General features: G+C 63.4%; 12 protein-coding genes. All 12 read left to right on the top strand.

The window, feature by feature from the left end:
* Positions 1-141, top strand: a complete 141-nt coding sequence (locus Ga0102493_RS16245) for a hypothetical protein (RefSeq protein ID WP_169739057.1) — start codon at positions 1-3, stop codon at positions 139-141.
* Positions 138-350 carry a hypothetical protein gene (locus tag Ga0102493_RS07275; protein ID WP_034904670.1) on the top strand — a complete coding sequence of 71 codons (213 nt, stop codon included), beginning with the start codon at positions 138-140 and terminating at the stop codon, positions 348-350. The genes Ga0102493_RS16245 and Ga0102493_RS07275 overlap by 4 nt, the downstream gene beginning before the upstream one ends.
* On the top strand, positions 337-1,629 hold the full coding sequence (gene nuoF / locus Ga0102493_RS07280; protein ID WP_034904668.1) for an NADH-quinone oxidoreductase subunit NuoF: 1,293 nt from the start codon (positions 337-339) through the stop codon (positions 1,627-1,629). The genes Ga0102493_RS07275 and nuoF overlap by 14 nt, the downstream gene beginning before the upstream one ends.
* Positions 1,629-3,662 (top strand): NADH-quinone oxidoreductase subunit NuoG, encoded by a 2,034-nt coding sequence (gene nuoG, locus Ga0102493_RS07285; RefSeq protein WP_034904666.1) that lies wholly within the window; start codon positions 1,629-1,631, stop codon positions 3,660-3,662. The genes nuoF and nuoG overlap by 1 nt, the downstream gene beginning before the upstream one ends.
* Positions 3,659-4,804, top strand: coding sequence for an NADH-quinone oxidoreductase subunit NuoH (gene nuoH / locus Ga0102493_RS07290; RefSeq protein ID WP_034904664.1), 1,146 nt, complete (start codon positions 3,659-3,661; stop codon positions 4,802-4,804). The genes nuoG and nuoH overlap by 4 nt, the downstream gene beginning before the upstream one ends.
* On the top strand, positions 4,801-5,289 hold the full coding sequence (nuoI, locus tag Ga0102493_RS07295; protein ID WP_034904662.1) for an NADH-quinone oxidoreductase subunit NuoI: 489 nt from the start codon (positions 4,801-4,803) through the stop codon (positions 5,287-5,289). The genes nuoH and nuoI overlap by 4 nt, the downstream gene beginning before the upstream one ends.
* Positions 5,290-5,432: 143 nt before the next feature.
* Complete coding sequence (locus Ga0102493_RS07300) at positions 5,433-6,056, top strand: NADH-quinone oxidoreductase subunit J (RefSeq protein ID WP_034904659.1); 624 nt, start codon at positions 5,433-5,435, stop codon at positions 6,054-6,056.
* Complete coding sequence (gene nuoK / locus Ga0102493_RS07305; protein WP_034904657.1) at positions 6,053-6,358, top strand: NADH-quinone oxidoreductase subunit NuoK; 306 nt, start codon at positions 6,053-6,055, stop codon at positions 6,356-6,358. The genes Ga0102493_RS07300 and nuoK overlap by 4 nt, the downstream gene beginning before the upstream one ends.
* A 6-nt stretch (positions 6,359-6,364) precedes the next feature.
* Complete coding sequence (gene nuoL / locus Ga0102493_RS07310) at positions 6,365-8,443, top strand: NADH-quinone oxidoreductase subunit L (RefSeq protein WP_034904656.1); 2,079 nt, start codon at positions 6,365-6,367, stop codon at positions 8,441-8,443.
* A gap of 14 nt (positions 8,444-8,457) precedes the next feature.
* Positions 8,458-10,008, top strand: a complete 1,551-nt coding sequence (locus Ga0102493_RS07315) for an NADH-quinone oxidoreductase subunit M (RefSeq protein ID WP_034904653.1) — start codon at positions 8,458-8,460, stop codon at positions 10,006-10,008.
* Positions 10,008-11,486 carry an NADH-quinone oxidoreductase subunit NuoN gene (gene nuoN, locus Ga0102493_RS07320; RefSeq protein WP_034904651.1) on the top strand — a complete coding sequence of 493 codons (1,479 nt, stop codon included), beginning with the start codon at positions 10,008-10,010 and terminating at the stop codon, positions 11,484-11,486. The genes Ga0102493_RS07315 and nuoN overlap by 1 nt, the downstream gene beginning before the upstream one ends.
* Positions 11,483-12,208: a biotin--[acetyl-CoA-carboxylase] ligase gene (locus tag Ga0102493_RS07325; protein ID WP_236922324.1), complete on the top strand. Its 726-nt coding sequence runs from the start codon at positions 11,483-11,485 to the stop codon at positions 12,206-12,208. Before nuoN ends, Ga0102493_RS07325 begins: the two co-directional genes overlap by 4 nt.
* Positions 12,209-12,225: the final 17 nt, after the last annotated feature.

A 12,225-nucleotide genomic window follows, 5' to 3' on the forward strand; every position in this document is an offset into this window, starting at 1 on the left:
ATGGAAGTGGTCTCGATCATCGGTGCGCTGGTGCTGGCCTTCATCGCCTACAAGGTGCTGATGGGGCTCGTGCGCGTCGGGGTAATCGTCGCGATCATTGGGGTTTTGTTCGTGCTGTTCCAGCAGGGAGCGATCGGATGAACGGCGGCACCTTGGCCTTCGCGCTCGGCGGGATCATCTGCTTCTTCATCGGGGCCTATCTATCGGCCACCGAACAGCTTTACCTCGGCATATTCTTCATGGGTGTGGGTCTGGTCTTCCAGGTCGCTTCGCTCGCGCGGATCAAGGCCGAGAAGAAAAGGGCCGCACAGGCGGCCAGTGAAAGGGATGGCGACAATGCTGGCCGATAAGGACCGCATCTTCACCAATGTCTACGGCTTTCAGGACTGGAGCCTGAAGGCGGCGCAGGCACGCGGCGACTGGGACGACACCAAGGCGCTGCTCGCGCGCGGGCAGGATTCGATCATCGAGGAAATGAAGGCGTCGGGCCTGCGCGGCCGGGGCGGGGCGGGATTTCCGACCGGGCTCAAGTGGTCGTTCATGCCGAAAGAAAGCAAGGACGGCCGGCCGAGCTTCCTCGTTATCAACGCCGACGAATCCGAACCGGGTTCGTGCAAGGATCGCGAGATCATCCGCCACGATCCGCACAAGCTGGTCGAAGGCGCGCTCATCGCCGGTTTCGCCATGCGCGCACGGGCGGCTTACATCTACATTCGCGGCGAATACATTCGCGAGGCCGAAACGCTGCAGGCCGCGATCGACGAGGCCTATGACGCCGGGCTGATCGGCAAGAACGCCTGTGGGTCGGGCTATGATTTCGACGTCTTCATGCACCGCGGCGCGGGCGCCTATATTTGCGGCGAAGAGACCGCGATGATCGAAAGCCTCGAGGGCAAGAAGGGCCAGCCGCGTTTGAAGCCCCCGTTCCCGGCGGGCGCCGGGCTTTATGGCTGCCCGACTACGGTGAACAATGTCGAGAGCATCGCAGTCGTCCCGACGATCCTGCGGCGCGGCGCGTCGTGGTTCAGTTCCTTCGGACGCGAGAACAATGCCGGGACCAAGCTCTTCCAGATCTCCGGCCATGTCGAGCGCCCCTGCGTGGTCGAGGAAGCGATGAGCATTCCCTTCCGCGAGCTGATCGAAAAGCATTGCGGCGGCATTCGCGGCGGGTGGGACAACCTGCTCGCGGTGATCCCGGGCGGTTCGTCGGTCCCGCTGGTTCCTGCGGCCGAGATCATGGACGCGCCGATGGATTTCGACGGGCTGAAGGCGCTCGGCAGCGGCCTCGGCACGGCGGCGGTGATCGTGATGGACAAGTCGACCGACATCGTGCGCGCGATCAGCCGGATCAGCTATTTCTACAAGCACGAAAGCTGCGGCCAGTGCACCCCCTGCCGTGAGGGCACGGGCTGGATGTGGCGCGTGATGGAGCGCCTGCGCACGGGCGACGCGGCGATCGAGGAAATCGACATGCTGCACGACGTGACCAAGCAGGTCGAAGGCCACACGATCTGCGCGCTGGGCGATGCTGCGGCGTGGCCGATCCAGGGCCTCATCCGCCATTTCCGCCCCGAGCTCGAGCGGCGGATCGCCGAACACAACGCACAATTCCAAGAGGCAGCCGAGTAATGCCCAAGGTCACCGTAGACGGTCAGGAAATCGAGGTCCCGGCGGGCGCCACCGTCCTTCAGGCGTGCGAGATGGCGGGCAAGGAAATCCCGCGTTTCTGCTATCACGAGCGGCTCAGCATTGCGGGCAATTGCCGCATGTGCCTCGTCGAGGTGAAGCCCGGGCCGCCCAAGCCGCAGGCCTCCTGCGCGCTGCCGGCTGCCGAGAACCAGGAAATCCGCACCGACACGCCGATGGTCAAGAAGGCGCGCGAAGGGGTGATGGAGCTCCTCCTCATCAACCACCCGCTCGACTGCCCGATCTGCGACCAGGGCGGCGAGTGCGACCTGCAGGACCAGGCGATGGCCTATGGCCGAGGCGGCTCGCGCTACACGCGCGAGAACAAGCGCGCCGTGACCGAGAAATACATGGGGCCTCTGATCAAGACGATCATGACCCGCTGCATCCACTGCACCCGCTGCGTGCGCTTTTCCGAAGAGATCGCGGGCGTGGACGAAATCGGCGCGCTCTATCGCGGCGAGGACATGCAGATCACGACCTATCTCGAAAAGGCCGCGGCGCACGAATTGTCGGCGAACGTCATCGACCTGTGCCCGGTCGGCGCGCTGACGAGCCGCCCCTACGCCTTCGAGGCGCGGCCGTGGGAGTTGAAGCGCACGCTCTCCATCGACGTGTCGGACGCGGTCGGCGCGAACATTTCGCTCCACTCCAAGGGGCGCGAAGTGATGCGCGCGCTTCCCCGGATCAACGACGACGTCAACGAGGAATGGCTTTCGGACAAGGGCCGCTATCAGGTCGACGGGCTGGTGAAGCGCCGGCTCGACCGCGTGTGGATGCGCAAGGGCGGCAAGCTACTGCCCGCGAACTGGGGTGAGGCGTTCGAGGCGATTTCCGGGCATCTCGGCAAGGACAAGTCGAGCATCGCGGCGGTCGCGGGCGACATGGTCGATTGCGAGACTATGTTCGCGGCCAAGACGCTGCTCAAGGCCTGCGGATCGGACCTTGTCGAGGCGCGCCAGACCGGCATGACCTATGACGTGTCGAACCTCGCCGCAGTCAATTTCAACACTGGCTTTTCCGGCATCGAGACAGCCGACTGCATCCTGATCGTCGGCAGCCACATCCGCTGGGAAGCGGCGCTTGTCCATCCGCGCCTGCGCAAGGCGGTGAAGGCGGGGGCCAAGGTGTTCCTCGTCGGGCCCGAATGGGACACGACTTTCGAAGCCGAATGGCTCGGCTCCGACCTCAAGGTGCTGAACCGCGTGCCCAAGGCGCTGGGCGATGCGATGAAGGCGGCGAAGCGTCCGGCGATGATCCTCGGCGGCGCGGCGCTGGCCAAGGGCGCGCTGGCTCCGGCGCTAAAGCTGGTCGACAAGTTCAAGCTTGTCCGTGTGCTGGAGGACGGAAGCGCCTGGAACGGCTTCAACGTGCTTCACATGGCGGCGGCGCGGATGGGTTCGCTGATGCTCGGTTTCGCGCGTGAAGGCGGCATGGCGGACATCGCCAAGGCGTCACCCAAAGTGCTGCTCAGCCTCGGCGCGGACGAGATGGATTACGAACCCTTCGCCGATGCCCTCAAGGTCTATATCGGCCACCACGGCGACAAGGGCGCGCACGCGGCGGACATCATCCTGCCGGCTGCAAGCTATGCCGAGAAGGACGGGACCTACGTCAACACGGAAGGGCGCGTGCAGTTCGCAGAAAAGGCGGTTTTCGCTCCCGGCGATGCGCGCGAGGATTGGACGATCCTGCGCGCGCTTGCCGACGCGCTGGGCGTCTCGGTCGGCTTCGACAGCTTCGGCGAATTGCAAATGGCGATGATGCGCGAAGTGCCCGCGCTGGGCGAAGAGGGGCTGGCCGATTACGGCGAGCTTCCTAAGGCCGACGCCAGCGCCAAGGCGGACGGCGTGATCGAGGCCTACCCGATCAAGGATTTCTATCTCACCAACCCGATCGCCCGCGCCAGCGCGGTGATGCAGCGCTGCTCGGCCGAACTGCTTCACGCCGAAGAGGTCAAGGAGGCCGCGGAGTGACCGATTTCTTCCAATCGCTCGGCCTTTCCTACGAATGGGCCTGGACCGTCGGCACCTTCGCCGCGATCCTGATCATCTCGCTGCTGGTCATGTTCTCGGTGGCGATGGTGATTTTCGTCGACCGCAAGGTGCTGGGCGCGATCATGCTGCGCAAGGGACCGAACGTGGTCGGGCCGTTCGGGCTGATGCAGAGCTTCGCCGACGGGCTGAAGGTGTTTCTGCAGGAGACCATCATTCCCTCGGCCGCGAACAAGGGCATCTTCCTGCTCGCGCCGATCGTTACATTTACCGTTGCGCTCGCCGCCTGGGCGGTGGTGCCGTTCGATGCGGGCTGGGTGGTCGCGGACATCAATGTGGGGCTGCTCTACATTCTGGCGATCAGCTCTATGGGCGTTTACGGTGTCGTGATGAGCGGGTGGGCAAGTAACTCGAAATACCCGTTTTTTTCCGCCATGCGTGCGGCTGCGCAGATGATCTCCTACGAAGTCTCGATCGGCTTCATTCTCGTGTGCGTGGTGCTGTTCGCGGGAACCTTCAACATGAGCGGGATCGTGATGGCACAGCAGGGCTTCGGGCTCGGCATCATCAACGGTTTCGTCGTGCACCCGCTATTGTTCCCGATGTGGGTGGTGTTCTTCATCTCGGCGCTGGCCGAAACCGCGCGCGCGCCCTTCGACCTGACCGAGGCCGAGAGCGAGCTCGTCGCGGGCTACCAGACAGAATATTCGAGCATGGCCTTCGCTTTGTTCTGGCTTGGCGAATACGCGAACATCCTGCTGATGTGTTCGCTCAATACCCTGCTGTTCTGGGGCGGGTGGCTGCCGCCGATCGACTGGGCGCCGCTTTACGCGATCCCGGGTATCTTCTGGTTCCTGATCAAGACCTTCGCGTTCTTCTTCATGTTCAGCTGGATCTGGGCGACCGTTCCGCGGTACCGCTATGACCAGCTCATGCGATTGGGCTGGAAGATCTTCCTGCCGATGAGCCTCATTTTCGTCGCCCTGATCAGCGGGTATCTTATGGCGACGGGGCATTTCGAGCGGAACGCCATCCTGAGCGAAGAGGCTCCCGCCGCCGTCGCTCCTGCCGAACTCGTCAACAACAATCCCGCGCAGCCCGCTGCTGTGAGAGGCCAGTCATGACCACCGCAACCCAACTCCTCAAATCCTTCACCCTCTGGGAATTTCTAAAGGCGCACGCCTTGACGCTGAAGTATTTCTTCAAGCCCAAGGTGACGATCAACTACCCGTTCGAGAAGTCGCCGCTCTCCCCGCGCTTTCGCGGCGAGCATGCGCTGCGCCGCTATCCCAACGGCGAGGAGCGCTGCATCGCGTGCAAGCTGTGCGAGGCGGTTTGTCCCGCGCAGGCGATCACGATCGAGAGCGAACCGCGCGAAGACGGTTCGCGCCGCACAACGCGCTACGACATCGACATGACCAAGTGCATCTATTGCGGGTTCTGTCAGGAAGCCTGCCCGGTCGATGCCATCGTCGAGGGTCCGAATTTCGAATATTCCACCGAAACCCGCGAGGAGCTGCTCTACGACAAGGCCAAGCTGCTCGCGAACGGTGACAAATGGGAACGGGCCATCGCGGCCAATCTTGAAGCGGATGCCCCCTACCGCTAGGGGCATCGCGAAAATCACGACAAGGGGGCTTTAGCGAGTCTCCGCCTGCCCCTGTCCCTGGCGGGAGAGGGGCCACTAACAAGGGATCCGATCGCCGGTCTACCGGGTTCGCCAGCGGCGGGCCGTGGCCGGCCACAAGCGTCATGATACAGGTCCTCGCCTTCTATCTCTTCGCCGCCGTGGTGATCGCGAGCGCGGTGTTCGTGATCCTGTCGCGGAACCCGGTTCATTCGGTGCTGTGGCTGATCCTTGCCTTCTTCAACGCGGCGGGGCTGATGGTGCTGGTCGGCGCCGAGTTCATCGCGATGCTGCTCGTCATCGTCTATGTCGGCGCGGTTGCGGTGCTGTTCCTGTTCGTCGTCATGATGCTCGACATCGATTTTGCCTCGATGCGCGCAGGGTTCATACGCAACATGCCGCTGGGCGTGGCGGTCGCCGTCATCCTGCTCGCCGAACTTTTGCTGGTGGTCGGAGCCTATGGTGCGGGCGGGATCGATATCGGGACGGCTGATGGATCGCGGGCAACGCCGCTGGGCCTCAGCAATATCGAGGCGCTGGGTGCACTGCTTTACAGCGATTACATCCTGCTGTTCGAGATCGCGGGGATCATCCTCCTCGTCGCCATGATCGGGGCGATCGTTCTAACCTTCCAGCCGCCCAAGCCGGGCGCGCGCGGCCGCCAGAACGTCGGCAAGCAGATCGCGCGTCGGCCCGAGGAGGCGACAGTCATGAAGAACCCGGAATACGGGAAAGGGGTCGAGCTGTGATCGGCATCGAGCATTACCTCACCGTGGGCGCGATCCTGTTCGTGCTCGGCGTGCTGGGGATCTTCCTCAATCGCAAGAACGTGATCGTCATCCTGATGGCGATCGAGCTGATCCTGTTGGCGGTGAACATCAACCTCGTCGCCTTCAGCGCCTTCATGGGCGATCTCGTCGGGCAGGTCTTCGCCATGCTGGTGTTGACCGTCGCGGCGGCCGAGGCGGCGATCGGGCTGGCGATCCTCTTCATCTATTTCCGCGGCCACGGCACGATCGCGGTCGACGACGTGAACCGGATGAAGGGATAGTCGTCCGTGCAATCGATCACCATCATCGTCTTCCTGCCGCTGCTCGCCGCGATCGTCGCGGGACTCGGCAACCGCATGATCGGAAACGTAGCGGCAAAGACCGTGACGACCGGCGCGCTGTTCGTTTCGGCGGCGCTTAGCTGGCCGATCTTTCTCGGTTTCCTCGACGGGAGCGAGGCGGAGCGGGTCGTGCCCGTGCTCAAGTGGGTGCAGTCGGGCGACATGAGCTTCGACTGGGCGCTGCGGGTGGATGCGCTTACCGCCGTCATGCTGGTCGTCATCAATTCGGTCTCGGCGCTCGTCCACCTCTATTCCTGGGGCTACATGGAGGAGGACGACAGCCAGCCGCGCTTCTTCGCCTATCTCTCGCTCTTCACCTTCGCGATGCTGATGCTGGTCACCGCCGACAACCTCGTCCAGATGTTCTTCGGATGGGAAGGGGTGGGGCTGGCGAGCTACCTGCTCATTGGGTTCTATTTCAGGAAGCCGAGCGCGGGCGCGGCGGCGATCAAGGCTTTCGTCGTCAACCGGGTCGGCGATCTCGGCTTCATGCTCGGCATCTTCGGCACGTTTCTCGTGTTCAACACGACCTCGATCCCGGAAATCCTCGACGCGGCACCTGCCATGAGCGGGTCGACCATCGGTTTCCTCGGCTTCCGCTTCTACACGATGGATATCCTTTGCATCCTCCTGTTCATCGGAGCGATGGGGAAGTCCGCTCAATTGGGCCTGCACACCTGGCTGCCCGACGCGATGGAAGGGCCGACGCCCGTTTCCGCGCTGATCCACGCCGCGACCATGGTGACCGCGGGCGTTTTCATGCTCTGCCGGTTGTCGCCCATGTTCGAGACCGCGCCGACCGCGCTCGCCATCGTCACCGTAGTTGGCGCTGCGACCTGTTTCTTCGCCGCCACCATCGGGACGACGCAGTGTGACATCAAGCGAGTGATCGCCTATTCCACCTGCTCGCAGCTCGGTTACATGTTCTTCGCCGCAGGGGTTGGCGCCTATGGCGTCGCCATGTTCCACCTGTTCACCCACGCTTTCTTCAAGGCGCTGCTCTTCCTCGGCGCGGGCAGCGTGATCCACGCCATGCACCACGAACAGGACATGCGCTATTACGGCGGGCTGCGCAAAGCGATCCCCGTGACCTTCTGGGCGATGATGGCGGGTACGCTGGCGATAACCGGGGTCGGCGTGCTCTACGTCTTCGGCTTCGCGGGCTTCTATTCGAAGGACGCGATCCTCGAAGCGGCCTGGGCGCGCGGCACCGGCACGGCGCATTTCGCCTTCTGGGCGGGCGCGATCGCGGCTCTGCTGACCAGCTTCTATTCCTGGCGCCTGATGTTCCTCACCTTCTGGGGCAAGCCCCGCTGGGCCGAGAGCGAGCATATCCAGCACGCCGTCCACCACGGCGAGCACACATCCGACCACGCGCACCCGGCACCGCACGAAAATGCAGCGCAGAAGGGGCCGCACGACGTTCCTGCGACCGAGGAACAAGACGGGACCGCCGGATACCACCCGCACGAAAGTCCGCTTTCGATGCTGGTCCCTCTTGGCGTGCTGACCATTGGCGCGGTCTTCGCGGGGTATGTCTTCAAATATCCGTTCATCGACGGGTCTTCGGAAATGGTCGACCCGAACGGGTTCTGGGGCAATTCCATCTATTTCAACGAGAACCTGATCCACGCGCTCCACGCGGTGCCGCTGTGGGTCAAGCTGACGGCGACCGCCGCAATGCTGATCGGGCTGGGCGGAGCGATCCTCGCCTATGTCCTGAAGCCCGGCATCCCGGCGGCCTTCGTGGCGCGCTTCTCGGCGCTGCACGACTTCGTCTATCGCAAGTGGTATTTCGACGAGCTCTATGATGCGATCTTCGTAAAGCCCGCCTTCTGGTTCGGGCGCCAGTTCTGGAAAATCGGCGATATCGGCGGGATCGACCGTTTCGGCCCCAACGGCATCGCCTGGGCAGTCCAGCGCGGATCGATCGCGACCAAATCGATCCAGTCGGGCTATCTCTACACCTATGCACTTGTCATGCTGCTCGGCCTCGTCGCCGCCATGACCTACGTTCTTCTCTAGGGGCCGAAGCTGTCATGGAAGGCTTTCCCATCCTTACGACTATGATGCTCGTGCCGCTCGTCGGCGCGATCCTCTGCCTGTTCACCAGTGCGAGCGTCGCGCGCGGCATCGCGCTCTCGGTGACGATGGTCACGCTCGCGCTGGGCGCCATGCTGTGGCTCAATTTCGATATCGGCGGCGCGCAGTGGCAGTTCACCGAGCGGGCCGAGTTGTTCGCCGGTTTCACTTACGCGCTGGGGATCGACGGCATCGCCCTGATGCTGATCATGCTTTCCGTCTTCCTGATGCCGATCTGTATCCTTGCGAGCTGGGATTCGATTCAAAAGCGCGTCGGCGAATACATGAGCGCCTTCCTGCTGATGGAAGTGCTGATGATCGGCGTGTTCGCCGCACAAGACCTGTTCCTGTTCTACATCTTCTTCGAGGCGAGCCTCATCCCGATGTATCTCATCATCGGCGTGTGGGGCGGGGACAACCGCATCTACGCGAGCTATAAGTTCTTCCTCTACACGCTTCTGGGCTCGGTCCTGATGCTGATCGCGATGTTCTGGATGACGGCCGAGGCCGGCACTTCGGACATCCCGACGCTGATGGCCTATGATTTCCCGGCGGGGGCGCAGACCTGGCTGTGGCTCGCCTTCTTCGCGAGTTTCGCGGTAAAGGTGCCGATGTGGCCTTTCCACACCTGGCTCCCCGACGCGCACGTGCAGGCGCCGACCGCAGGCTCGGTGATCCTTGCAGGCGTGCTGCTGAAGCTCGGCGGCTACGGCTTCATCCGGTTCAGCCTGCCGATGTTCCCCGAAGCGAGCGCGGACCTTGCCTGGTTCGTCTTCGCGCTTGCCATGGTGGCGGTTGTCTACACCTCGCTCGTCGCGCTGGTTCAGCACGACATGAAGAAGCTGATCGCCTATTCGAGCGTGGCGCACATGGCGATCGTGATGGTCGGTCTGTTCGCCTTCAACGTGCAGGGGCTCGAGGGGGCGATGGTGCTGATGCTGTCGCACGGCCTCGTATCGGGCGCGCTCTTCCTGTGCGTCGGCGTCATCTACGACCGCCTGCACACCCGCGAGATCGACCGCTATGGCGGCCTTTCCATCAACATGCCCTATTACGCGATGTTCTTCCTGTTCTTCACCATGGCCTCGATCGGCCTGCCGGGGACGAGCGGTTTCGTCGGCGAGTTCCTGTCGCTCGCCGGGATCTACCAGGTCTCGACCTGGGCCGCGCTGATCTGCACCACCGGCATTATCCTTGGCGCAGCATACATGCTCTATCTCTATCGCCGCGTTGCCTTCGGCGTGCAGAAGAATGCGGACGCCGCGCGCATGGACGATCTTTCGGGCCGCGAATGGGCGATGATTGTGCCCGTCGTCGCGGTCGTATTGTGGATGGGCGTCTACCCCGAAAGCTTCATCGCCCCGATGCGGGCCGACATTGCCGCGCTCGACGCGCGGATCGCTTCTGCAGCGCCCGAGAGCGATAGTCGGCTCGCGGCAGGCCCGCCCCGTGAGGAGGCAGCCAACGCCTTGCCCCACGGAGCGGATGGCGAGGAGGGAGAGCACTGATGGACTTTCCCGCAAGTTTCGCGCTGATCGCGCCCGAACTGGTCCTCGTAGGGACCGGCCTTGCCCTGTTGCTCGTCGCGGCATGGGCAGGCGACAAGGCGGCGCGGCCCATCACCATTCTCGCCGCGACCGGCCTGTTCGGGGCGGGCTTCCTGCTTGTCCCCGGCCTCCATACCGGCATGGATGGCCCCGGCACGCTCGCTTTCGGCGGACTGCTCAAGATCGACAGCTTCGCGCTGTTCGCCAAGGCGTTGATCTACCTTGCCGCGATCGCCTGCCTGATGGTCGCGCCGCGGTTTTTCGACAGTGAGGCGGCGGGCCTCGACCGCGGCATGCGCGCCGAATATCCGGTCCTGGTCGTCTTCGCCGTGCTCGGCATGAGCATCATGGTGTCGGCCAACGATTTCATGTCGCTCTATCTCGGGCTCGAACTGAACAGCCTGTCGGCCTATGTCCTGGCCGCGATCCTGAAGCGCAATGCGCATTCGGGCGAAGCGGGGCTGAAATATTTCGTGCTCGGCGCGCTCGCCTCGGGCATCCTGCTTTACGGGATGAGCCTGCTATACGGGTTCACCGGAGGGACCAGTTTCGACACGGTGCGCGCCGGTCTTCTGGGCGACCTTACTTATGGCCCGCTCTTCGGGCTGACCTTCGTGCTGGCCGGCCTCGCCTTCAAGATCTCCGCCGTGCCGTTCCACATGTGGACGCCCGACGTCTACGAAGGCGCGCCGACGCCCGTGACCGCCTTCTTCTCGACCGCACCCAAGGTCGCCGCGATCGGACTGACCGCGCGGGTCGTGTTCGACGTGTTCGGCGGGCAGGTCCTCGCCTGGCAGCAGATCGTCATGTTCGCCGCGCTGGCATCGATCATCTTCGGTGCGCTCGGTGCGATCGGGCAGGAGAACCTCAAGCGGCTGCTCGCCTATTCCTCGATCAACAATGTCGGTTTCATCCTGCTCGGTCTCGCGGTCGCCAGCGAGGCCGGGGCCTCGGCAATGCTGGTCTACCTGTTCATCTATGTCGCAATGAGCCTTGGCAGCTTCGTCGCGCTGCTGATGCTCAGGAGCGAGGAGGGCGGGCTTTACGAAACCTTCGGCGACATTCGCGGGCTTTCGGTGACCCAGCCAGCGATCGCGTGGTGTCTTCTGATCTTCATGTTCAGCCTCGCCGGCATCCCGCCACTGCTCGGCTTCTACAGCAAGTTCGTCGTCTTCCAGGCTACGGTCGATGCCGGCCTCATAGCGTTCGGCGCCATCGCCATCGCGGCGAGCGTCATCGGGGCGTTCTACTACATCAAGTTCGTCAAGGTGATGTTCTTCGACGAACCGGTGGGGCTCGTTACCGGCGAGAGCGGAACAGGGCATTGGGCTCTGCTGTTTCTGATGGCAGCGCTTCTCTCGCCGCTTGGCTATCTCTTGACCCCATCCCTGACCGACCTCGCCGACAAGGCTGCGTCTTCGCTGTTCTTTGCGGTTTGAGCGACGCACATTCCATCCGCATTCTGGAGGAGACGGGATCGACCAATGCCGATCTCGCTTCGCTGATCCGCGAGGGCAGGGCGCCTGCCGAGGGCGACTGGCTCATCGCGCGCAAACAGAATGCCGGACGGGGGCGGCAGGGGCGCGAATGGTTCGATGGATCGGGCAATTTCATGGGCTCGAGCCTCGTCCTGCGGCTCGACAACGATCCGCCTCCTGCTTCGCTGAGTTTCGTGGCTGCGCTTGCGGTCCATGATGCGGCCGCCGGCGCCGTCGGCAAGACGGACGATCTTGAGTTAAAATGGCCCAATGACGTGCTGCTATCCGGCGGAAAGCTGTCGGGCATATTGCTTGAAATGGTCGGGCGGCATGTCATCGTGGGGATCGGCGTGAACCTCGCCCGCGCGCCGGATCTGCCGGAAAGAAGTACCGCCGCCATCGCGGATCATGCGCCTGCACCATCGCCCGAAGACTTCGCCCGCAGCCTTGCCGAGGCCTTCGCTTCGCGCCTCGCCGAATGGCGAAGCGAGGGTCTGTCAGTAACGCTGCAGCGCTTTCTCGCGCTTTCGATCTATGCTCCCGGATCGCACCTGCGCGTTCATGACGGCGAGGGCGAGGCGGTCGAAGGACGCTTCGCCGGGCTGGAGACGAGCGACGGAGCGCTGCGTCTGCGCTTGGCGGATGGATCGGAACGTGTCATTCGCGCGGGCGACGTGGACTAGGAAGAGGCCGGAAAACC

The sequence above is a fragment of the Erythrobacter litoralis genome, from assembly GCF_001719165.1.
Lineage (GTDB): Bacteria > Pseudomonadota > Alphaproteobacteria > Sphingomonadales > Sphingomonadaceae > Erythrobacter > Erythrobacter litoralis.